Source organism: Limnohabitans parvus II-B4, from assembly GCF_003063455.1.
Taxonomy (GTDB): domain Bacteria; phylum Pseudomonadota; class Gammaproteobacteria; order Burkholderiales; family Burkholderiaceae_C; genus Limnohabitans_A; species Limnohabitans_A parvus.
This window is the reverse complement of the sequence record NZ_NESN01000002.1, coordinates 588,156-608,959: the sequence shown is the minus strand read 5'-3', so window position 1 is coordinate 608,959 and position 20,804 is coordinate 588,156. Positions and strand designations below refer to the sequence as shown.

23 protein-coding genes are annotated in these 20,804 nt (G+C 60.6%); 19 read left to right on the top strand and 4 right to left on the bottom strand.

The features are described from left to right. Positions 1–62 precede the first annotated feature (62 nt). The 12 genes from B9Z37_RS07615 to B9Z37_RS07560 all read left to right on the top strand — a co-directional run bounded on the left by B9Z37_RS07615 (position 63) and on the right by B9Z37_RS07560 (position 10,800). On the top strand, positions 63–890 hold the full coding sequence (locus B9Z37_RS07615; protein ID WP_108312582.1) for a phosphogluconate dehydrogenase C-terminal domain-containing protein: 828 nt from the start codon (positions 63–65) through the stop codon (positions 888–890). 48 nt (positions 891–938) lie between these two features. Further along, complete coding sequence (locus B9Z37_RS07610; RefSeq protein ID WP_108312365.1) at positions 939–1,907, top strand: TRAP transporter substrate-binding protein; 969 nt, start codon at positions 939–941, stop codon at positions 1,905–1,907. Positions 1,908–1,982: 75 nt separating this feature from the next. Next, positions 1,983–2,495 carry a TRAP transporter small permease gene (locus tag B9Z37_RS07605; protein WP_108312364.1) on the top strand — a complete coding sequence of 171 codons (513 nt, stop codon included), beginning with the start codon at positions 1,983–1,985 and terminating at the stop codon, positions 2,493–2,495. Then, a complete protein-coding gene (locus B9Z37_RS07600; protein WP_108312363.1) occupies positions 2,492–3,784 on the top strand; it encodes a TRAP transporter large permease in 1,293 nt (430 codons plus the stop codon). Before B9Z37_RS07605 ends, B9Z37_RS07600 begins: the two co-directional genes overlap by 4 nt. 10 nt (positions 3,785–3,794) lie before the next feature. Further along, complete coding sequence (locus B9Z37_RS07595; protein WP_108312581.1) at positions 3,795–5,036, top strand: ribulose-bisphosphate carboxylase large subunit family protein; 1,242 nt, start codon at positions 3,795–3,797, stop codon at positions 5,034–5,036. 5 nt (positions 5,037–5,041) lie between these two features. Continuing rightward, positions 5,042–6,424, top strand: coding sequence for a 3-oxo-isoapionate kinase OiaK (oiaK, locus tag B9Z37_RS07590; protein WP_108312362.1), 1,383 nt, complete (start codon positions 5,042–5,044; stop codon positions 6,422–6,424). Positions 6,425–6,435: 11 nt separating this feature from the next. Further along, positions 6,436–7,140 (top strand): transcriptional regulator NanR, encoded by a 705-nt coding sequence (locus B9Z37_RS07585; RefSeq protein ID WP_108312361.1) that lies wholly within the window; start codon positions 6,436–6,438, stop codon positions 7,138–7,140. A gap of 245 nt (positions 7,141–7,385) precedes the next feature. Continuing rightward, entirely contained in the window at positions 7,386–8,171 is a 786-nt protein-coding gene (locus tag B9Z37_RS07580; RefSeq protein ID WP_108312360.1) for a dioxygenase family protein, read from the top strand. A gap of 22 nt (positions 8,172–8,193) precedes the next feature. After that, complete coding sequence (locus B9Z37_RS07575) at positions 8,194–8,751, top strand: cytochrome b (protein ID WP_108312359.1); 558 nt, start codon at positions 8,194–8,196, stop codon at positions 8,749–8,751. Between the two features lie 7 nt (positions 8,752–8,758). Beyond that, entirely contained in the window at positions 8,759–9,325 is a 567-nt protein-coding gene (locus tag B9Z37_RS07570; RefSeq protein ID WP_108312358.1) for a YceI family protein, read from the top strand. Positions 9,326–9,524: 199 nt separating this feature from the next. Further along, the gene (locus B9Z37_RS07565) at positions 9,525–10,094 is read left to right on the top strand and encodes a YceI family protein (RefSeq protein WP_205872571.1); all 570 of its coding nucleotides are present in this window, start codon (positions 9,525–9,527) and stop codon (positions 10,092–10,094) included. A 262-nt stretch (positions 10,095–10,356) separates the two neighbouring features. After that, positions 10,357–10,800, top strand: coding sequence for a universal stress protein (locus tag B9Z37_RS07560; protein WP_338066585.1), 444 nt, complete (start codon positions 10,357–10,359; stop codon positions 10,798–10,800). Between the two features lie 63 nt (positions 10,801–10,863). On the opposite strand, the gene B9Z37_RS07555 is transcribed toward B9Z37_RS07560, so the two are convergent. From B9Z37_RS07555 to B9Z37_RS07545, 3 genes are all read right to left on the bottom strand, one after another. Further along, complete coding sequence (locus tag B9Z37_RS07555) at positions 10,864–11,832, bottom strand: tripartite tricarboxylate transporter substrate binding protein (RefSeq protein ID WP_108312356.1); 969 nt, start codon at positions 11,830–11,832, stop codon at positions 10,864–10,866. Between the two features lie 48 nt (positions 11,833–11,880). Beyond that, positions 11,881–13,101: an acetylornithine deacetylase gene (gene argE, locus B9Z37_RS07550; protein WP_108312355.1), complete on the bottom strand. Its 1,221-nt coding sequence runs from the start codon at positions 13,099–13,101 to the stop codon at positions 11,881–11,883. A 104-nt stretch (positions 13,102–13,205) separates the two neighbouring features. After that, the gene (locus tag B9Z37_RS07545; RefSeq protein WP_108312354.1) at positions 13,206–14,237 is read right to left on the bottom strand and encodes a lysozyme inhibitor LprI family protein; all 1,032 of its coding nucleotides are present in this window, start codon (positions 14,235–14,237) and stop codon (positions 13,206–13,208) included. 184 nt (positions 14,238–14,421) lie between these two features. Between B9Z37_RS07545 and B9Z37_RS07540 the strand changes: the two genes are divergently transcribed. Further along, on the top strand, positions 14,422–14,739 hold the full coding sequence (locus B9Z37_RS07540) for an NIPSNAP family protein (RefSeq protein ID WP_108312353.1): 318 nt from the start codon (positions 14,422–14,424) through the stop codon (positions 14,737–14,739). A 19-nt stretch (positions 14,740–14,758) separates the two neighbouring features. Here B9Z37_RS07540 and B9Z37_RS07535 read toward each other — a convergent pair whose 3' ends face one another. Next, a complete protein-coding gene (locus tag B9Z37_RS07535; RefSeq protein ID WP_108312352.1) occupies positions 14,759–15,217 on the bottom strand; it encodes a YccF domain-containing protein in 459 nt (152 codons plus the stop codon). Between the two features lie 156 nt (positions 15,218–15,373). Here B9Z37_RS07535 and B9Z37_RS07530 point away from each other — a divergent pair, with 156 nt between their 5' ends. From B9Z37_RS07530 to B9Z37_RS07505, 6 genes are read left to right on the top strand one after another with little or no spacing between them, the layout of a single operon-like run. Beyond that, complete coding sequence (locus B9Z37_RS07530; protein ID WP_108312351.1) at positions 15,374–16,348, top strand: Bug family tripartite tricarboxylate transporter substrate binding protein; 975 nt, start codon at positions 15,374–15,376, stop codon at positions 16,346–16,348. A 10-nt stretch (positions 16,349–16,358) separates the two neighbouring features. Next, positions 16,359–17,258 (top strand): L-threonate dehydrogenase, encoded by a 900-nt coding sequence (gene ltnD, locus B9Z37_RS07525; RefSeq protein WP_240606650.1) that lies wholly within the window; start codon positions 16,359–16,361, stop codon positions 17,256–17,258. Next, positions 17,255–18,520, top strand: a complete 1,266-nt coding sequence (gene otnK, locus B9Z37_RS07520; protein WP_108312350.1) for a 3-oxo-tetronate kinase — start codon at positions 17,255–17,257, stop codon at positions 18,518–18,520. The genes ltnD and otnK overlap by 4 nt, the downstream gene beginning before the upstream one ends. Next, entirely contained in the window at positions 18,517–19,182 is a 666-nt protein-coding gene (locus B9Z37_RS07515) for a class II aldolase/adducin family protein (RefSeq protein WP_108312349.1), read from the top strand. Before otnK ends, B9Z37_RS07515 begins: the two co-directional genes overlap by 4 nt. A gap of 15 nt (positions 19,183–19,197) precedes the next feature. Next, a complete protein-coding gene (otnI, locus tag B9Z37_RS07510) occupies positions 19,198–20,031 on the top strand; it encodes a 2-oxo-tetronate isomerase (RefSeq protein ID WP_108312348.1) in 834 nt (277 codons plus the stop codon). Between the two features lie 27 nt (positions 20,032–20,058). Beyond that, positions 20,059–20,802 carry a sulfite exporter TauE/SafE family protein gene (locus B9Z37_RS07505; RefSeq protein WP_108312347.1) on the top strand — a complete coding sequence of 248 codons (744 nt, stop codon included), beginning with the start codon at positions 20,059–20,061 and terminating at the stop codon, positions 20,800–20,802. The last annotated feature ends 2 nt before the right edge of the window (positions 20,803–20,804 follow it).

Here is a 20,804-nt window from a genome sequence, read left to right as displayed (position 1 = left end):
AGACCATTAACCCATTGTCCAAGTCGGTTCAGGCCGACCCCATCAACTTTCAGGAAAAACACATGAGCTCCATCGCATTGTTGGGTGCCGGCGGCAAGATGGGCGCCCGCCTCGCCAAAAACCTACAAGGCTCGCCGTTCGAGGTGCGCCACGTTGAAGTCAGCGAAGCAGGCCAAAAGCGCCTGCAAGACGAATTGGGCATCCGCTGCTGCAGCATCGACGACGCGCTCCAAGGTGTGGACGCTGTGATCCTGGCCGTGCCCGACACGCTGATCGGGCGCATCGCCGCCGACATTTCGCCCAAATTGGCCTCAGGCACCATGGTCATCACGCTTGACGCTGCAGCCCCTTTCGCGGGCCATCTGCCCCAGCGAAACGACCTGGTCTACTTCGTCACCCACCCTTGTCATCCCAACATCTTTAACCCCCAAGTGCATGTGGAAGGCTCGCCTGATTATTTTGGCGGTCTGCGTGCGCCGCAATCGATCGTCAACGCGCTCATGCAAGGCCCTGAAGAAGCCTATGCCCTGGGTGAATCGATTGCCAAACTGATTTACCAACCCATCGAACGCTCTTACCGCGTCACGGTAGAGCAAATGGCGCTGCTCGAACCCGGCTTGTCGGAGACCGTCTGTGCGACTTTGCTGGACGTCATGCGCGAAGCCATGGACGAGGTGGTGGCCCGCGGCGTACCCGCCGATGCCGCGCGCGATTTTCTACTGGGTCACATGACCATTCTGTCGGCCGTCATTTTCAAGCAGATCCCGGGCCAATTTTCGGACGCTTGCAACAAGGCCATCACCTTTGGCAAGCCACGTCTGATGCGCGACGACTGGAAAAAAATCTTCGACCGCCAGGAAATCGCCGACAGCATCCAGCGCATCACCTGAGACCTTCATCCCGCCAACCCTTCTCACCACAACTTACAGGAGACATCAATGAAAACATGGCGATTAGCAGCGACCGCAATTTGTGCGGCCATGGGCCTGGGCGCACAAGCGCAAACAACCCTCAAAATTGGCTACACACCCGCGGCCACCTCGCATTACGGCGTGGGCTCCACGGTGCTGTGTGACGAGATCGAAAAAGGCACACAGGGTCGCTACAAGTGCCAGCAATTCCCGGCAGGTTCCCTGGGCGGCGAGCGCGAAATGATCGAAGCCGTACAACTGGGCACACTCGACATCGTCAACACCTCCACCGGCCCAGTCGGCAACTTCGTACCCGAAGTCAAGATCGTGGACATTCCCTTCCTGTTCCGCGACTACGACCACGCTCGCCGATACCTGGACAGCGCAGCCGGACAGGATTTGCTGACCAAATTCCCCTCCAAAGGTTTGGTGGCTTTGGCATGGACCGAGAACGGTTTCCGCCACATGACCAACAGCAAACGCGCCATCGTCAAACCCGCTGACGCGGCCGGCCTGAAGATGCGCACCATGGAAAACAAAGTGCACATGGAAGGCTACAAAGCCTTCGGCATCCAGCCCACTCCTATGGCTTTCCCTGAAGTGTTTGGCGCATTGCAGCAAGGTGCCGTAGACGGTCAAGAAAACCCCATCCCCGTGATCCTGGCTTCCAAGTTCTCGCAGGTGCAAAAGCACCTGTCGCTCACAGGCCATGTGTACTCGCCCGCGCTCTACCTGACATCGCCGCGCCTGATGAACAAGCTCAGCGAAGCCGATAAAAAAGTCTTTTATGAAGCCGCCAAAAAAGCCACAGCGGCCCAGCGCAAGAAAGTCAATGAGGACGAAGACAACGGCATTGCCCAGCTCGAAAAAGAAGGCATGAACGTGGTGCGCAAGGTCGATGGCGCAGCTTTCCGCTCGGCACTGGCCCCGGCCATGGCGTCCTACACCAAGGAATTCGGCGCTGACAACATCCGCAAGATCCAGGACTTCAAGTAATTTCCGACCCTTTCGGCAGCGGCCTGTGCGGAAGCTTCTGCACAGGCCGTTGTTGCAAAAAATCCAGGATGCGCCATGAAAAAATTCGAAGACTATTTCCTCGCCTTCAACCGCTGGGCGTTGATCCTGATCCTCGCCGCCATGTCGGTGATCATCTTCACCAACGTGGTGCTGCGTTACACCACAAGCCAGTCCATAGAATGGGCCGAAGAAGTCGCCCGCCACCTGATGATCTGGCTGACCTTCATTGGCTGTGGCCCCGTGCTGCGTTACGGCGGGCACATCGCCATCGACAACCTGCAAGACAGCCTGCACACCCGCGGCGCCCAGCTCTTGCGCCTGCTGATCGCCTTGCTGATCACCGGCTTTTGCCTCTTTTCCATCTGGTTTGGCATGCAGTACATGGACCGCACCCAATACCAAAGCACCCCGGCCACGCAAATTTCTTTTGCCTGGATCTACATGGCCCTGCCGCTGGGTATGGCCATGACCCTCATCCACTGGTTGTTGATCGTTCGCAGCTACATCGCCCGCCGCGAGTTTGCCAGCGACGCCCACTTTGACGCCACCGCGAGTGCATCCCTATGAGCGCCAGCCTGATCCTCCTGATTTCCGCCTGCATCTACCTGGCCATCGGCGTGCCGGTGGCTTTTGCCTTGGGCCTGTCCACCGTCACCGCGCTGGTCATCTCGGATGCCTATCCCATGCTGGCCTTGCTGAAAGAGACTTTCACCGGCGTGGACAGCTTTCCGCTGATGGCCGTGCCCTTTTTCATTCTGGCGGCCGAGCTGATGAGCGGAGGCTCTCTGACCGAGGTACTGCTCAAGTTTGCGGGCCAGTTTGTGGGCCACAAACGCGGAGGCCTGGGCTACACCAACGTGGTGTCGCTCACCTTCTTCTCTGGTATCTCAGGCTCTGCGCTGGCCGACGCCGCGGGTCCCGGCTCCATGCTGATCCGCATGATGGACAAGGCCGGCTACGGTCGCCCCTATGCCGCAGCACTCACAGCCTCCACCGCCATCGTGGGGCCCATCATCCCGCCTTCGATCATCATGATCATCTACGCACTGGCCGACGACAACGTCTCGGTGGGGGCGTTGTTCATCGCGGGGCTGGTGCCGGGGGTGCTGATTGCCGCAGCCATGTGCCTGGTCAACTACTACATCTCCAAGCAGCGCAACTACAAGGGCGACGGCCAGATGCCCACGGGTGCGGAGATTCTGGCCACCACATGGAAGGCTCTGCCCGCCATCTTGTTGCCCGTGCTGATCCTGGGCGGCATGCGAGCGGGCTGGTTCACCCCCACCGAGGCCTCGGTTGTGGCGGTGTTCTATGCGCTCATTTGTGGCAAATTTATCTACCGCACGCTGGAGTGGAAAGCCGTGCCGGACATCCTCTCACGCTCAGCCCTGCTCACCGCCTCGGTGCTGCTGATCATTGGCACGTCTGCCTCGTTTGCCTGGATCTTGACCATCGAAGGCATGCCGCAAACGGTGGCCACTTGGCTATCGAGCATGCATCTGAATGCCTGGACTTTCCTGATCGTCATCAACGTGTTTTTGCTGATCTTTGGCATCTTCATCGAGCCGCTACCGGGCGTGATGGTGCTGGTGCCGATCCTGGCACCCGTGGCGGCCAAACTGGGCATTGACCCGATCCACTTTGCAATGGTGGTGATTTACAACCTGACGCTGGGCATGATCACACCGCCGGTGGGGGGCTTGCTGTTTGTGACCTCGAACGTCTCCAAGGTACCTCTGACGGAACTGACACGCGAGCTTAAGCCGTTTTTGTGGGCACACGGCGTGGTGCTGGTGCTGCTGACGTTTGTGCCTGCGCTGTCGAATTGGCTGCCGCATGCGATGGGCTTCAAATAAGGAACCGATGATGACGCAAAGAATTGTGGCCAAGTATTGGATGGAGACTGGCGACGACCCGATGCGGGCGGCAGAAACCATTGCGGGTGAACAGTCCAGTGGCACTTTCCTGAAGCTGGCGGCCGAAACCCCGGAGCTCAAGGAACGCTCAGGCGCACGGGTGGAAGCGCTGGACATTCTGGACGTTGTTGATGCCCCCAGTCTGCCCGGCGGCATGGCGTCCAAGCGGTACACACGCTGTCTGCTCACGCTGTCCTGGCCACTGGAGAACCTGGGGCCGTGTCTGCCCACCTTGATGGCCACCGTGGCGGGCAATCTGTTTGAGCTGCGGCAGGTTTCGGGCTTGCGACTTTTGGAATTGCAGCTGCCCGAGGCTTTTGCCCAGGCCTATCCGGGGCCAGCTTTTGGCATGGCAGGCACACGGCGCCTGAGCGGTGTGCAGCAGGGGCCGCTGATCGGCACCATCATCAAACCCAGCGTAGGCCTGAACCCACAGGAAACCGCAGAGCAGGTGAAAATGCTGGTCGATGGCGGCATCGATTTCATCAAGGACGATGAGCTGCAAGCCAATGGCCCACACTGCTCTTTTGAAGAACGCGTGACGGCGGTCATGCGGGTGGTCAACGACGCCGAACAACGCAGCGGCCGCAAGACCATGGTGGCCTTCAACATCACGGGCGAGCTGGACCAGATGAAGCACCGCCACGATTGGGTCTTGCGCCATGGCGGCACCTGCGTGATGGCCTGCCTGAATTCGGTGGGCTTGGTGGGCATGAGCGCATTGCGCCGCCACAGCGCCTTGCCCATCCACGCACACCGTGCGGGCTGGGGCTTCTTGAGCCGCAGCCCGGCGCTGGGCTGGGACTTTGCGGCCTGGCAGCCCTTTTGGCGCTTGGCCGGGGTGGACCACCTGCACGTCAATGGCTTGCGCAACAAGTTCAGCGACAGCGACGAGACGGTGATCGCTGCGGCGCGTTCGGTGATCCGGCCGCTCTTCAAGGACCAGGCCATGGCGGCCGTACCGGTGTTCAGCTCGGCCCAGACCGGTTTGCAAGCGCATGACACCTTCAAGGCACTGGGCAATGCCGACCTGATTTGCACCGCCGGTGGCGGCATCTTCGGCCACCCGCAGGGGGTATCGGCGGGGGTCACAGCGCTGCGCGAAGCCTGGGACGCAGCGCAGGCCGGGATTGACTTGCGCACCTATGCCGCCACGCGGCCAGCGCTGCAAAGCGCGCTCGGTTTTTGGTGAGCGCCATGACCCATCCCGCGCCAGACCACTTGCCCGATGAAGGGCTTTGGCTCGCCTATTACGGCGACGATTTCACGGGCTCTACCGACGTGCTGGAGGCCTTCACAGCGGCGGGCGTGCCCACGGTGCTCTTTCTGCAGCCACCACGCCCGCAAGATTTGGCGCGCTTTCCCGATGTGCGCTGCGTCGGCGTGGCCGGTCAGTCGCGCGGCAAAAGCCCAGCCTGGATGCGCGCAGCCCTGCCCGAAGTGTTTGAGCGCCTGTCGGCCTTGGGCGCACCCATCGTGCAATACAAGGTGTGCTCGACCTTTGATTCATCCCCCGAAGTGGGCTCCATCGGTCAGGCCATTGACTTGGGGGTGCAGCACACCCATGCCCACTGGTCACCCATGGTGGTGGGGGCTCCACGCCTGCAGCGTTACCAGGTTTTCGGGCATTTGTTTGCCGCAGCCCAAGGTGAGGTCTGGCGCATTGACCGCCACCCGACCATGTCGCGGCACCCGGTCACGCCCATGCACGAGAGCGATCTGCGCGTGCACCTGGCGCAGCAAACGCCACGCCGCATCGGACTGGTCAATCTGGCGCAAATGACCCAAGGCCAAGCCGACGACATCCGGCAAGGCTTGCAAGGCCCGGACCAACCGGTGGTCATGCTCGATGTGGCCGATACGCTGTCCCAACGCGAGGCCGGGCGGCTGGTCTGGCAGCAGCGCGGACAAGGGGTGTTCAGTGCCTCGTCTTCCGGCCTGCAATACGCCTTGACCGAATACTGGCGCAGCTGCGGCTGGCTGACGGCACAGCCCTCCTTGCCCCAAGCGCAAGCGCAAACTTGTATCGCGGTGGTCAGTGGCAGTTGCTCGCCCATGAGCGCAGCCCAAATTGATTGGGCTGAAAAGCACGGTTTTCTGACCGAGCGACTCGATGTAGCGAAATGCCTCGACCCGGTGCAGATGGAGGAAGAGATCGTGCGTCTGGTGACGCTGGCCACCGATGCTGTTGCACGTGATGTATCGCCCCTGATTTACTCGGCGCGAGGCCCGGACGACCCGGCAGTCCAAGGTTTTGACGCGTGGGTCCGGCGTGCCGCTTGCGACAAAACCCAGGCGAGCGAGCGCATTGGCATGGCGCTGGCCGAAGTCATGCGTCGCCTCCTGGACCGCACAGCGCTGCGCCGCATCGTGGTGGCTGGAGGCGACAGCTCCGGTGCTGTGGCCAGTCACCTGGGTGTTCAGGCCTTGACGGTATGCGCCGGCATGGCCCCTGGCGTGCCTCTGTGCCGGGTTTGGTCGGATAATCCACACCGCGACGGTCTGGAAATGGCACTCAAGGGTGGGCAACTCGGTGCCCCTTCTTTTTACGGTGATGTGCGTGCGGGACGTGTCGGTTAAGGAATCATGAAGTGGCAGAGCAGATACAGCGGCGCAAGCTCTATCAGGAGGTGCTCGATCGCCTGATGGCAAGGATCACCTCCGGCGAAATCGCGCCAGGTGATCAATTCCCTTCGGAACGCGAACTCATGGAGTTCTACGGCGTGGGCCGTGTGGCCGTTCGCGAAGCCTTGCAGGAGCTGGCTCGCTCGGGCATTGTCGAAATTTCGCACGGCGAGCGTGCCCGGGTGATGGTGCCGACCGCCCATTTGTTGATTGAGCAGATCGCCGAAGGTGCCCGCCATCTGCTGCGCATGCAACCCGAGACCCTGGCACATCTCAAGGATGCGCGGCTATTTTTGGAAGTCGGCATGGTGCGGCAGGCGGCCGAAAAAGCGACACCAGATGACGTGCAACACTTGCGGGAACGGCTGTCGGCACACCAGGCATCGCTGAGCACGCTCGACCAGTTCCTCAAGCGCGACATGGAGTTTCACCGGGAGATCGCCCGCATCAGCGGCAATCCAATATTTCCAGCGATCGTTGAAGCCCTGTTTGGCTGGGCCAGTGAGTATTACCACACCATCGTCCGTGCACCCGGTGCCGAGTCGCTCACGCTGGCCGAGCACCAGCGCATCATCGATGCCATTGCCCAAGGCAACGCCGAAGAAGCGGCCCAGGCCATGACCGATCACCTCACCCGGGCCAGCGATCTGTACCGCCAGGCCGGGCTTTGACGCCCGGGCGTCGGCTAGTCCCCCCCTTGAATGACAGCAAGCCAACGGGGCCAAACGGGGCCAGCGCCAGCTTGCCCGCATAGGATTGCCCTATTGTTGCAATTAATGCAACAAATATTTGTAAATTTGCTACTTTTTCTAATCGATTGAAGCACCTAAAGTTCGATCCATCGGTGGCACACACGCCTGTTTTGGAGTCACCCCTTTAACCCGGACTTGTACCGAACTTTTCACTGCCCACCACCATGACCGCCCCACGCTCTGTCCTGTTTGTGCCCCACGGCTCCCCCATGTTTGCCCTGCACCCCGGTGCGGCAGGCGCGGCCATGAGCCAGCTCGCCACACGCTTAAGCACCCCCCGCGCCATCGTCGTCGTCAGCCCGCATTGGGAAACCGCCGTGCCCACCGTGGGTTTTGCCACCCGACCCGAAACCATCCACGACTTTGGCGGCTTTGACCCCCGGCTGTACGAGATGCAATACCCCGCCACCGGCTGCCCCGAAGTGGCCGCGCAAGTGGTCACGGCTTTGCAAAACGCCGGTTTGCCCGTGGCGCAAGACGCCCAGCGCGGCCTGGACCACGGTGCCTGGATTCCGCTGCGCCAGATGTTCCCAGATGCCGACATCCCGGTGGTGCCGCTGTCGATGCAAAGCCGCCTGGGCCCTGAGCACGCTTACCGCGTGGGCCAGGCGCTGGCGTCTCTGGCAGCACACAACATCCTCGTCATTGCCTCCGGCAACATCACCCACAACCTGCGCGACTTCATGATGGTCAGCATGCAAGGCGGCGCCACACCGGCGTATGTGCAGGCCTTTGCCGACTGGATTCACACCCACATGGTGGAGCGCGATGTGCCTGGCCTGCTGGCGTATCGCCAACAAGTCACGGGGCAGCGCGCCCACCCCACCGACGAACACCTGCTGCCCCTGTTCACCGCTTTAGGCGCTGCGGGCGCTGACGCGCAACCCGAGGCGTTTTTCCGGGGTATCAGTGACCACGTCATCGCCATGGATGGCTACACATTCCACTGAACCCGCATTGAAAGAAAACCCCATGAGCACCCCCACCACTGCGCACTACACCCGCACCGCCAAAAGCCTGCACTGGCTCATGGCCCTGATGATTTTTGGCCTGCTGGCGCTGGGCTTTTACATGAGCGACCTGCCCTTGTCGCCCGAGAAATTGCAGTACTACTCGTGGCACAAATGGGCTGGCGTGAGCGTGTTCATGCTGGTCTGGCTGCGCCTGCTGTGGCGCGCCACGCACCGCCCACCCGCCATGCCGGACCACATGCCCGCCCACATGCAATGGGCCGCCCACGCAGGGCACGCCCTGCTGTATGTTCTGATGATCGCCATCCCTGTGAGTGGCTGGCTCATGAGTTCGGCCAAGGGCGTGCAGACCGTCTGGTTTGGCGTGCTGCCAATCCCCGACCTGCTGGCCAAAGACAAGGAACTGGGCAAGAGCCTGGCCGAGCTGCACGAAGCCCTGAGCATCGGCTTGCTGCTGCTGATCGCAGGCCATGCTGCGGCTGCGTTTTTCCACCACTTTTTTCACAAAGACGACATGCTGCGCCGCATGCTGCCCGGTCGTCGCACTTCTGACCAATGAGGAACCCATGAACACCGTTTTGAAAACCTTGCTGGCTTTGTCTGTGAGCGCACTGGCGCTGCAAGCCCATGCCGCGCCTTACCAGGCCATCGTGCCCGCCAAAAGCAGCGTGACCTTCAGCTACAAGCAAATGGGCGTGGCCATGGACGGTCGCTTCAAGAAATTTGCCGCTCAAGTCAACTTTGACCCGACCAAAGCCGAGCAAGCCAAGGCCAACTTTGAAGTCGATCTGGCCAGCGTGGATGCGGGTTCGAGCGAGGCCGATGACGAGGTTGTGACCAAATCTTGGTTCAATGCCACGGCCTTCCCCAAAGCCAGCTTTGTCGCCAAACAAATCAAACAAACCGCACCCAACCAATACGAAGTGCAAGGCACGCTCAGCATCAAGGGCCTGACCCGCGACGTGAAGTTCCCCATGAAGCACACCGCGCAAGGCAAAGACGGCTTGCTCACCGGCAGCTTCACGATGAAACGCGCCGACTACAGCATCGGCGAAGGCATGTGGGCCAAGTTCGATGTGGTGGCCAACGACATCCAGGTCAACTTTTCCCTGACGACAACGCCCGGCAAATGAACCTGAGCAAACCATGGCCCCCCGATCAAGTCGGGGGTGACAAGAAATGGCCATACCCGCCACCCCATGTCATACCCGCGCACGCGGGTATCCATGCCCTCTTGTATGTCGTACCCGCGAAGGCGGGTATCCATGCCACCTGACCCCATTTCTTCAACCTCAACCTTTCTTCATCACTAGGAGCTTTCCCATGACATCTTTGAAAAAACTCGCTGCCGCTTTGGCTTTCGCATCGATTGCCGCAGGCTCGGCCCTGGCCGCACCTGTGACCTACAACGTGGACGGCTCGCACACCTTCCCGCGTTTTTCGTACTCGCACTTTGGTTACTCCAACCAGCTGAGCAGCTTCAGCAACACCACCGGCAAAGTGGTGTTTGACGCCGAAGCCAAAACCGGCGCGGTGGACATCACCATCGACATGAAATCGGTCAACACCGGCTTTGCCGACTTCAACGGCCACATCCAGAGCGAAGACTTCCTCGACACCGCCAAATTCCCCACCGCCACCTTCAAGTCCACCAAAGTGGTGTTTGAAGGCGACAAGCCCAAAGCCATCGAAGGCCAGCTGACCATCAAAGGCGTGACCAAGCCCGTGACCCTGACAGTGACCAGCTTCCAGGCCATGCCCCATCCCATGATGAAAAAGCCAGCCCTGGGTGCCAATGCCTTCACCACCATCAAGCGCACCGAGTTCAACGCTGGCAAATACGCGCCTTACGTGGGTGACGACGTGCGCATCGACATCGCCATCGAAGCCGTAGCCCAGTAAACCACGGCTCAAGCGCTCTTGCAGCGCCCATCAAAAAGGCCACTCCGGGTCACCGGTGTGGCCTTTTTTTCTGGTGGTGCAGACGCGCTACACACTTCGGTATAGCGCTTCAGGCCGCGTCAAATTGACCGATCGATCTGTGGCAAGTCGACGGCAGCTTTCCTAACATGGGGGTTCATTTCATTCAGAAGCCGTCAACCCCATGCGCCCGGAAACACACACCCTGATGGGACTGGGGTCGCATTCAATTGTGGAGACCACGATGTCCTTGTTCAAAAAAATTCTGGTGCCCATTGATGGCAGCAACACGTCCAACAAGGCGCTGGACTATGCCCTCAAGTTGGCGCAGGCCGACAACGCCGAAGTGCGCCTCATCTATTGCATTGACGAGTTGTCATTGCTCAGCAGCCACGAATATTCCGGCGAGATGGTTCAGCTGGCCCGTGAAAACGGCCACACGATTTTGCAAGGCGGCATGGCGCTGGCCAGTGCGGCCAAGGTCAAAGCCGACACGCGTTTGGTTGACCGAATCGGGCAACGCTTAGGAGAGTCGGTGGCCGATGCAGCGGGCGATTGGGGTGCTGACCTGATCGTGCTCGGCACACACGGCCGCCGTGGCATTGGCCGCGTCTTGCTGGGCAGCGGTGCCGAGCAGGTGATGCGCATGTCACCCGTGCCGGTGCTGATGGTCCGGGGATTTGACTGAAAGCTCCAAGTCACCGGACTGCTTGCACCAGCCCGGTGTGAAACACCGCTGGAAGACTGCCGCTCAATCGATCTTGGCACCCGAAGCCTTGACCACTTGCGCCATGCGCACATAGTCGGCGGCCAGCAGCTTGCCAAAGTCGGCATTGCTCAAGTCGCGAGGCTCAATGCCTTGCTTGTCCAAGCGCTCCAGGATGACCGGGTCTTTGAGCAACTTGCTCACTGCCGCGTGAATGCGGTTGGCCTGCTCGGCGGGCACTGCGGCGGGGCCTAAAAATCCAAACCACGAGTCAAACTGGTAGCCGGGCAAACCGCTTTCGGCAATCGTGGGCAAGTCGGGCAGGTATTTGCTGCGCTTGGGCGAAGTCACACCCAGCAGACGCACACGGCTGTCTTTGGCAAAGGCCAGCGCACCAATGCTGGCTGCGATCACGGCTTGCGCCCGACCTGACAAGACTTCATTGATCGCCTCTCCGGTGGCCTTGAGTGGAATGTGCACCACATCAATACCCGCCAGCCCCGTGAAGTAAGCCATGGCCAAGTGCGTAGCGCTGCCCACACCGGCTGTCGCATAGTTCATCTTGCCCGGGTTGGCCTTGGCGTATCGGATGAATTCGGCTGTGGTCTTGGCGGGTACATCGGGGTGCACCATGAGCACATAGCTCGCGCTGCCAATGTGCGCCAGAGGTGTGAAATCCTTTTGTGGGTCGTAAGCGAGCTTGGTGTACAGCGATCCGGCAATGTTGTGGCTTGCAGCTGCAGCCACCATGACAGAACCATCGGCCTCAGCACGGGCCACATAACCGGTGCCCACGGTGCCACCTGCACCCGCACGGTTTTCCACGATCACGGTCTGCCCCAAGGCCATGCCCATTTCTTGCGACAAGGCGCGTGCCAAAGTGTCTTGCACCCCACCGGATGCAAAAGGCACGACGATGCGCACCGTTTTGGTGGATTGGGCCTGGGCCAAACCCATAGCCGACAGCAAAGCTGTGCCCAAAGTGGCCGTCAAAATTTCACGCCGTTGCATCATGAGAGTTTCCTTGTGAAGGTTTCAAACCGTTAAAAAATCAAGCCACGATCAGGCCAAGCACACCCGGTCGGCCAAGCGGCGCATGAAGCGCTCGCACCAGGCCAGTTGCTCCAACGTGACCCATTCGTTGGGCTGGTGTGCCTGCGCGATGTGGCCGGGGCCACACACGATGGTGGGCACACCCGCCTGGTGGAACAGAGCAGCTTCCGTGCCAAACGACACCTTGCCCGCGCCGCTGGCCGGATCAACCTCGGCGCAGTCAAAACAGAGCTGCGCGATCTCGCTGTCGGCCGCCGTGGCAAAACCGGGCAGCACCGATTTGAGTTCGTGCGTGATGCCGGTGCCTGCGGCCACCGCCTGCATGGCGGGCACCAGGCTCTCGCCAAAGGCTTTGGCCCGGGCAAACAGGTCTTCGGGGGTATTCATGTGGTGGTGGCGGATTTCCCAAGTCACCTCGCATTGGCGCGGGATGATGTTGAGCGCGGTGCCACCTGCGATGACGCCCGTGTGCACCGTGGTGTGGGGCACGTCGTAAATCGGGTCAAACGGACCGTTTTGCACCAGTTCGCGGTGCATGCTTTTCAGGTTGGCGACAAACTCGCAAGCGATCTCGACGGCGTTCACACCCAGCGGCGTGAGCGAAGAATGCGCCTCAAAACCGTGCACGGTGGTTTTGTAGGCGTGCTTGCCTTTGTGTGCAATGACCACCTGCATGCCGGTGGGCTCGCCCACGATGCAGCCTGCGGGCTTGAAGCCCTGGGCCTGCATGTCGGCAATCATGCGGCGCACGCCGATGCAGCCCACCTCTTCGTCGTAACTGAAAGCCAGGTGGATCGGGCGCTTGAGTTTTCTTTTCAGCAACTCGGGCACCATCATCAAACAGGTGGCACCAAAACTCTTCATGTCGGTCACGCCGCGGCCGTACATCTTGTCGCCGACCACGGTGACCTTGAACGGGTCGGTGTCCCAGGGTTGGCCGTCGACCGGCACCACGTCGGTGTGGCCCGACAGCACCAAGCCACCCACTTTGGTCTCGCCATCGTGCGCGGGCAGCGTGGCCCACAGGTTGGCCTTTTGGCCGCTGTCGTCGTAGGTGCGGCTGCACGTGATGCCCAAATCGTTCAGGTAAGCCTCGGTCCAATCGAGCAAAGCCAGGTTGCTGTCGCGCGAGACGGTGGCAAAGGCGATCCATTTTTCGATCAGGGGCAAAGCGGCCAAGTCAGCGGCCTGCGCATTCGCCAGGGCGGCTTGAGAAAGTGGGGCGTTCATGCGGAATTCCGTGTCAAAAAACCAAGGTGTCAGCGTATCCGCACAAATGTCAGTCCCCCTGACCCCAGAGTGACACGCCACCCTCTGACGAACCATGTGAGCGATTAATTGTTGAGCTCGGCAATTCTGGATTGGTAGGCAGCGACCAGGCAATCTTTGTCCGAGCAGGTTTTTTGGCTGTTTCGAAGCCACAGTCTTTGCTCGGCCTTGAGTGCGTTCACGTCTGCTGCCTTTTGCCGCGCACCGGCGTAAGCACTGGCCATGTCGACATCCAACTTGGACAGCTCGCGGTCACTGCAAATCAAGCGCTCTTGACCCGTGCTGGCCTTGGTGCAATCAAAACTGGGGGCAAATGGGTTGTTGTCCGCCACGACTGGGGCTGGGGCGGAGGGGGCATCGGCCTTTGCTGGGACGCTGCGCGGTTCAGTCGGGGCAACCGCCGGGGCCGCAGGCGTGGATGCAGCAGAGGCCGCGTCTTTTTTAAACAACCCCCAAATGGCATCCATGATTTTTTTGAAAAATCCAATGACGCTGTCCACCCATGAAACGTCTTTTTGAATGACCGCATAAAACTTCTGCGGATTTTTGAAGGCAACAGACATGGGCACACTCCATGTCACGCTCTTGCCATCGTCTGCCATTTTGCCGTTCGACTCCAACACCTTGGGGGCGGCAACAGACCAAGAGATGTTGCGACCCGCCAACATGGCGTCCAGCATGCCATCCATGCCCATGGTCTCCTTGCTGTTGCCCTGAAAGTCAATCACGCTGTCGATTCTGTACTGGCCGCCATCCAGTTCGGTGATGCGAACCATCTCGGATTTGTTTTTCTCGCCCGTTGAAAAGTTTTTGAACTTGTCGATAGGGCCTTGGGCCGTGATCACACAAATGATGTTCCCGCCAGAAGCGGATTCCTGAACATCGACCACCACGCCTTCTTTTTGCTGCGAGCCGAAATCCCCACAAAAACCACCTTGCTTTTTGTCTGCAAAGGCGGCCACTTTGGCGTCCACCCTCAATTCAGCCCGGTAATTCAGCTGGTCTTTGATCAAGGTGATTTTTTGATCCAAATCGATACAAGCGACCAGAAAGATGGGCAAGACCAAAAATGCGGTCCATTTGATAAATTGTTTCATGTTGATTTTGATGAAATGAAAATTAATTCTATATTGATTGATTTGGCCGTGACGGCCTCAAAAGGTGCTGCACCAAACGGTGCCTGGCTCTGTCCGAGCCCCATGGTTTGCCACGAACGTCACCTTGCCGACAACGGTAGCCAGTACGCCGTTTTAGAGTGACCCATTTTATTTTGGAGTTTTCATGGCCATTTACGAGCTGCGCACCTATTCCGTGATCGTCGGGAAAATGCCCGAAGTCATCTCGCACTACCAAAACGAGGGCTGGCCTGCGCTGGCCAAGCACCCGAAAAAACTGGTGGGCTATTTCACCGGCGATGTGGGCGCGCTGAATGAGCTGATCCATGTCTGGAAGTTTGACGATGACGCCGACCGCCGCGCCTTCTGGGCCGGGGTGTTTTCAGACCCAGATTTTTTGGCCTTTGCCGCCAAGATCCGCCCCCTGATGCGTGAGCAAAACAACAAGCTCATGCTGTCTGCACCTTGGGGCCCGCAGCCCTGAAGCGACAGGACTGGGCTGCTCAACTCCGGCGAAGACGGGCCACCTCGGCCCGCGCATTGTGCTCGCGCGCAGCAGCCGCCACCTCTTTGCTCACAATGGTTTTGCCCACGGGTGCCAGCGCAATGCCCGCCAGCTTGAGGTGCTGAATCCCGAAAGGGATGCCAATGATGGTGAAAAAGCAGGCCACTGCCGACACCACATGGCCCAGCGCCAGCCAGACACCGGCCAACAAAAACCAGACGATGTTGCCCAGCAAACCCAAAGTGCCGGTGCCCAAATCATCCTCTTGGGTCAGTTCCTTGCGGTTGATGGCTTCACGACCAAACGGGAAAAATGTGAAGTTGCCAATCACCATGCAGGCCCGCCCCCATGGAATGCCCACGATCGAGACAAAAGCGATCAAGCCTACCAGCCACCACAGCAGGCCCATGAACACACCGCCCAGGATGAACCACAAGAAATTACCAATAGCGCGCATGCTTTTTCTCCATTTTGTTCATCGACAAGACATGCTACCGCAGGGCGGACTGGATGACGGGGACTCTTCCCTAGGTCAACACAGGACAAATCCCGATACACACCCACACAAAAATTTGTATGATGACCTGATCAATTTCCCATCAGGAGACACTCCATGCAACGCAGAAACTGGATCGTGGCTGCCGCCGCCTTGTCCATGGCCACACCTTTTCTGGCCTCATCCGCTTTGGCGCAAGCCTGGCCCGCACGCCCCATCAAGCTGGTGGTGCCGTTTCCACCCGGAGGCCTGATCGACAACATGGCCCGTTTGGTAGCACCCAGGCTGGCACAAGAGTTGGGTCAGCCCGTCGTGATCGACAACAAGCCCGGTGCGGGCGGCAACTTGGGTGCGGCCGAGGCGGCACGCGCTGCGGCCGATGGCTACACCTTGCTCATGGCCTCGCCGCCGCTGACGATCAGCCCGGCGTTGTACAGCAAGCTGCCGTACAAACCGGAGCAAATCGCCCCCATCGCCTTGCTTGGCCGCGTGCCCAATGTGCTGATGGTCAACCCGGCTTCAGGCATCAACACCCTGGCCGAATTGACGGCTTTGGCCAAATCCAAGCCCGGGCAGCTCAATTACGCATCCAACGGGCAGGGCACGTCTCTGCACTTGAGTGCCGAGTTGTACAAAAGCCAATCGGGCGCGTTCGTCACGCACATCCCTTACCGGGGCGCAGCGGCGGGCCTCACCGGTTTGATGGCGGGTGAGGTGAACATGATGTTCGACAACCTGCCTTCGGCACTGGGCTTGATCCAAAGTGGCAAGCTCAAAGCCTTGGCCGTGACCACCCCCCAACGCAGCAGCGCCTTGCCGAACGTGCCCACCATGGAAGAAGCCGGGATGAAGGGGTATCAGGTGTTTGCATGGTTTGGCGTGGCAGCCCCTGCTGGCTTGCCTGCCCCGGTGCAGCAAAAGCTGGAACAGGCATTGGAGCGCGTGGCCAGCCAACCCGAGGTCAAAACGGCCATGCTCAAAGCGGGTGCAGAGCCTGCCTGGGCCAACGCGCAAGGTTTGGCCAGCTTCATGCAGGCTGACATGGCGCAATGGAAAAAAGTGGCGGCATTCGCCAAAATTTCACTGGATTGAGGACACCCACATGACAACAGTTGGATTGATCGGTTTGGGGGCCATGGGCTCGGGCATGGCGGCTTCTCTGCGCCGCGCCGGCCACAGTGTGCACGTGTTTGATGTGCGCCGTGAAGTGGCCGAGGCTTTCACAAACGCAGGGGGCACGGCGCACGACACGCTGGCCTCGCTGGGCGCCGCGTGCGATGTGATCGTGTCGGTGGTGGTCAATGCTGCGCAAACCGAGAGCGTGCTCTTTGGCGATGGCACCACCCCCGGTTGCGCGGCCAGCATGAAGCCCGGCAGCGTGTTCGTGATGTGCTCCACCGTCGACCCGAACTGGTCGGTGGCGCTGGAAGCACGGCTGGAGGCCATGGGCCTGCGCTATGTGGATGCGCCCATCTCGGGCGGTGCAGCCAAGGCGGCCTCGGGCCAGATGACCATGATGACGGCGGGCAAGCCTGAGGCCTATGCCCTGGCCGAGCCGTTTTTGAACGCCATGGCCGCCAAGGTCTACAAGCTGGGCGAGAGCGCAGGCGCGGGCAGCAAGGTCAAGATCATCAACCAGCTGCTGGCGGGCGTGCACATCGCCGCCGCAGCCGAGGCCATGGCGCTGGGCCTGCGCGAAGGTGTGGACGCAGCGGCACTCTACGAAGTCATCACGAACAGCGCAGGCAACAGCTGGATGTTTGAAAACCGCATGGCCCATGTGCTGGCGGCAGACTACACGCCGCTGTCGGCCGTCGACATTTTTGTGAAGGATCTGGGCATCGTGCTCGACATGGCCCGCTCCAGCAAGTTCCCACTGCCGCTGTCCAGCACCGCGCACCAGATGTTCATGCAGGCCAGCACAGCCGGCTTTGCCAAGGAAGACGACAGCGCGGTGATCAAGATTTTTCCGGGCATTGAGTTGCCGAAAGGCAAGGCATGAAGATCAAACTCGGTTGCATTGCCGACGACTTCACCGGCGCCACGGACCTGGCCAACAACTTGGTGCGTTCGGGTATGCGGGTGGTGCAGACGATTGGTGTGCCCACATCCCCGCTGGCCGCTGATGTTCATGCCGTGGTGGTGGCGCTCAAGTCGCGCACCATACCTGCCGCCGAAGCCATTGCCCAGTCGCTCGACGCCTTGAAGTGGTTGCAGGCGCAAGGCGCAGAGCAGATTTATTTCAAATACTGCTCCACGTTTGACAGCACGCCCGAGGGCAACATCGGCCCGGTGACCGAGGCACTGATGGACGCGCTGCAGACCGACTTCACCATCGCCACCCCGGCCTTCCCGGACAACGGGCGCACCGTGTTCAAGGGTTACCTGTTTGCGGGCAATGTGTTGCTCAACGAGTCGGGCATGCAAAACCACCCGCTCACGCCCATGACCGATGCGAACTTGGTGCGCGTGATGCAGGCGCAAACGAAACGCCAGGTGGGCTTGATCGACTACAAAACCGTGGCACAGGGCGAAGGCGCGATCCGCGAACGCATCGCCGCACTGCGCGCCGAAGGCGTGGGCGTGGCCGTGGTGGACGCCACCAGCAACGACGACCTGCACCTGCTCGGGCCTGCCTTGAAGGGCATGCCACTGGTGACGGCCGGTTCGGGGGTAGCCATCGGTTTGCCCGCCAACTTTGGCTTGAAGCCTTCATTGCAAGCGAGCCAGTTGCCAGCAGTCCGTGGCTTGCAGGCGGTGCTGTCGGGCAGCTGCTCGGTGGCCACCAACGCACAAGTGGCGCACTTCAAAACCACGGGGCGGCCCGCGCTGGCCATCGCCCCGGCCAGCTTGATGCATGGCCAAAGCGAAGCTGTCGTGCAGCAGGTGCTGGCCTGGGCCGCGCCGCTGCTCAAAGACGGCCCGGTGCTGGTGTACTCCACCGCCGAGCCCGCGGCCGTCAAAGCCGTGCAGGCGCAGCTGGGTGTGGCCGAAGCAGGCGCTTTGGTCGAGCACGCGCTGGCCACCGTGGCCCGTGGCCTGGTCGATTTGGGTGTGCAGCAGTTGGTGGTGGCGGGTGGTGAAACCTCGGGTGCCTGCGTGCAGGCACTGGACATTGCGCAGCTGCAGATCGGCCCGCAGATCGACCCGGGCGTGCCTTGGTGCCATGCACCTTCCAGCAAGGGAGGGGTGCACATCACGCTCAAGTCGGGCAACTTCGGCACTGAAGATTTTTTCAGCAAAGCCTTTACAGTGCTGGCATGAACTTCACCGAATCCCAAGCCCGCGAAGAAATCTGCCGCGTGGGCCGCAGCCTGTTCGAGCGCGGCTACGTGCACGCCACGGCGGGCAACATCAGTGTGCGACTGGACGATGGTTTTCTCATCACACCTACCGACGCGTGTCTGGGCTTTCTGGACCCGGCACGTCTGGCCAAGCTGGACCTGCAAGGCCAGCAAGTCAGTGGCGACAAGGGCAGCAAGACCATCGCCCTGCACCGGCAGATTTACGCCGCAGCTTGTGAGCACGATGCCGACACGCGCTGCGTGATCCACACCCACAGCACGCACTGCGTGGCGCTGAGCCTGAACCTCCACGGGCCTGAGTTGCTGCCGCCTATCACGCCCTACTTTGTGATGAAAGTCGGCCACGTGCCGCTGGTGCGTTACCACCGCCCAGGCAGCCCCGATGCTGCCAAAGAAGTGGCTGCATTGATCCGCAGCCATGCAGCGCAAGGCATACCCGTCCGGGCCGTGATGCTGCGGCGCCTGGGGCCCAATGTGTGGCACGACACGCCTGCAGCGGCCATGGCCACGCTCGAAGAACTCGAAGAAACCGCACGGCTGATGCTGCTGCAACCCCACACCCCATCACTGCACGCCACCGAGCTGGACGAACTGCGCCAGACCTTTGGTGCCCGCTGGTAAAACCTGAAAGACCCCATGCCCCGCTTTGCCGCCAACCTGTCGATGATGTACCCCGACCTGCCGTTTCTGGACCGCTTTGAAGCCGCGGCCAAAGACGGTTTCAAGGCGGTGGAATATTTGTTTCCTTATGCCTTCCCAGCCCAAGAGCTGGCCGCCCGCCTGAAGGTCAACGGCTTGCAGCAAGTGCTCTTCAATGCCCCACCGGGCGGCACCGACACCGACAGCTTTGGCAAGGCTTGGGATACGGGCCAACGGGGCACGGCCAGTGTGCCCGGACGCGAAGCCGAGTTTCGCACCGGTTTTGCACAAGCACTGGTTTATGCCGAGGCGCTGAACTGCCCACGCATACACGCCATGGTGGGCCTGCGGGCCGAGGGGGCCAGCCCTGAAGCGGCTGACGCCACACTCATCAGCAACGTGCAATGGGCCGCGGCCGAAGCAGCCAAGGTCGGGCGCGATGTACTGGTCGAGCCCATCAACACGCGCAGCGTGCCGGGCTTTCACCTCAACCGCCAGGACCACGCGCACCGCATCGTGCAAGCGGTGGGTGCGGCCAATGTGAAGGTGCAAATGGACCTGTTCCACTGCCAGATCGTGGAGGGCGACCTGAGCACCAAGATCGCCCAGTACCTGCCCACGGGCCGGGTGGGGCATTTTCAGATTGCCGAGGTGCCCAACCGCCACGAGCCGGGCACGGGCGAGGTGAACTGGACGCACATCTTCCAGACCATCGACAAGGTGTCGGCCGAATGCGGCTGGGATGGCTGGATCGGCTGCGAGTACAACCCGGCCGACGCTTCGGCGGGGGGCACTTCGCGGGGCTTGGAGTGGGTGCGTCCTTATCTGTGAATCAAGGGCGTTGTGACCTGAGCTGTGATGGATGATCCTCATTACCTGATTTGGGCGGGCCTGGCTGCAGCCATGGTGGGTCTGTCCAAAGGGGGCTTGCCCACGGTGGGCATGCTGTCCGTGCCCATTCTTTCGCTGTTCATGTCCCCGGTCAAAGCAGTCGTGATGCTGCTGCCCATCTACATCATCTCTGACATGGTCGGGTTGTGGTTGTACCGCAAAAATTTCAGCGCCATCAATCTGAAAATCCTCGTTCCGGCTGGCCTGGGCGGTGTGTTGATGGGCTGGCTCACCGCCTCGCTGGTGTCCGACACGGCCGTGAAAATGATGATCGGTCTCATGGGGGTGGGCTTTGTGCTCAACGCCTGGCGCAAGCGCAATACCGCGCAAACGCCGCGCCCGGCCAGCCGGATCAAGGGACTGCTGTGGGGCGGCTTGTCCGGTTTTACCAGCTTCATCTCACATGCGGGTGGCCCACCGTTTCAGGTTTACCTGCTGCCCCAACAACTGCCCAAGCTGGTGTTTGCCGGCACCTCAACCTTGTTTTTTGCTGTCATCAACCTGGCCAAACTAGGGCCTTACCACCAGCTGCAGCCCTATGGCCCCAATGATCTGACGGGCGCACTGGTGCTGATCCCGTTTGCCTTGGTGGGCACCGTGGTGGGCGCTTATCTGACACGCAAAATCGCCGACGACTGGTTCTTTAAATGGGTGCAGGTGGGCTTGCTGTTGGTATCACTGAAGTTGATCCTGGACGTTGTCCGGGCTTGAAC

What these genes read in the sequence shown, in the direction of transcription:
- B9Z37_RS07560 (WP_338066585.1), top strand. Translation starts at nt 10,357, where the DNA reads ATGTCCTTGTTCAAAAAAATTCTGGTGCCCATTGATGGCAGCAACACG.
- B9Z37_RS07515 (WP_108312349.1), top strand. Translation starts at nt 18,517, where the DNA reads ATGAACTTCACCGAATCCCAAGCCCGCGAAGAAATCTGCCGCGTGGGC.
- B9Z37_RS07600 (WP_108312363.1), top strand. Translation starts at nt 2,492, where the DNA reads ATGAGCGCCAGCCTGATCCTCCTGATTTCCGCCTGCATCTACCTGGCC.
- B9Z37_RS07505 (WP_108312347.1), top strand. Translation starts at nt 20,059, where the DNA reads ATGGATGATCCTCATTACCTGATTTGGGCGGGCCTGGCTGCAGCCATG.
- B9Z37_RS07545 (WP_108312354.1), bottom strand. Translation starts at nt 14,237, where the DNA reads ATGAAACAATTTATCAAATGGACCGCATTTTTGGTCTTGCCCATCTTT.
- B9Z37_RS07615 (WP_108312582.1), top strand. Translation starts at nt 63, where the DNA reads ATGAGCTCCATCGCATTGTTGGGTGCCGGCGGCAAGATGGGCGCCCGC.
- oiaK (WP_108312362.1), top strand. Translation starts at nt 5,042, where the DNA reads ATGACCCATCCCGCGCCAGACCACTTGCCCGATGAAGGGCTTTGGCTC.
- B9Z37_RS07595 (WP_108312581.1), top strand. Translation starts at nt 3,795, where the DNA reads ATGACGCAAAGAATTGTGGCCAAGTATTGGATGGAGACTGGCGACGAC.
- B9Z37_RS07540 (WP_108312353.1), top strand. Translation starts at nt 14,422, where the DNA reads ATGGCCATTTACGAGCTGCGCACCTATTCCGTGATCGTCGGGAAAATG.
- B9Z37_RS07575 (WP_108312359.1), top strand. Translation starts at nt 8,194, where the DNA reads ATGAGCACCCCCACCACTGCGCACTACACCCGCACCGCCAAAAGCCTG.
- argE (WP_108312355.1), bottom strand. Translation starts at nt 13,101, where the DNA reads ATGAACGCCCCACTTTCTCAAGCCGCCCTGGCGAATGCGCAGGCCGCT.
- ltnD (WP_240606650.1), top strand. Translation starts at nt 16,359, where the DNA reads ATGACAACAGTTGGATTGATCGGTTTGGGGGCCATGGGCTCGGGCATG.
- B9Z37_RS07555 (WP_108312356.1), bottom strand. Translation starts at nt 11,832, where the DNA reads ATGATGCAACGGCGTGAAATTTTGACGGCCACTTTGGGCACAGCTTTG.
- B9Z37_RS07610 (WP_108312365.1), top strand. Translation starts at nt 939, where the DNA reads ATGAAAACATGGCGATTAGCAGCGACCGCAATTTGTGCGGCCATGGGC.
- B9Z37_RS07605 (WP_108312364.1), top strand. Translation starts at nt 1,983, where the DNA reads ATGAAAAAATTCGAAGACTATTTCCTCGCCTTCAACCGCTGGGCGTTG.
- otnI (WP_108312348.1), top strand. Translation starts at nt 19,198, where the DNA reads ATGCCCCGCTTTGCCGCCAACCTGTCGATGATGTACCCCGACCTGCCG.
- B9Z37_RS07535 (WP_108312352.1), bottom strand. Translation starts at nt 15,217, where the DNA reads ATGCGCGCTATTGGTAATTTCTTGTGGTTCATCCTGGGCGGTGTGTTC.
- otnK (WP_108312350.1), top strand. Translation starts at nt 17,255, where the DNA reads ATGAAGATCAAACTCGGTTGCATTGCCGACGACTTCACCGGCGCCACG.
- B9Z37_RS07580 (WP_108312360.1), top strand. Translation starts at nt 7,386, where the DNA reads ATGACCGCCCCACGCTCTGTCCTGTTTGTGCCCCACGGCTCCCCCATG.
- B9Z37_RS07570 (WP_108312358.1), top strand. Translation starts at nt 8,759, where the DNA reads ATGAACACCGTTTTGAAAACCTTGCTGGCTTTGTCTGTGAGCGCACTG.
- B9Z37_RS07530 (WP_108312351.1), top strand. Translation starts at nt 15,374, where the DNA reads ATGCAACGCAGAAACTGGATCGTGGCTGCCGCCGCCTTGTCCATGGCC.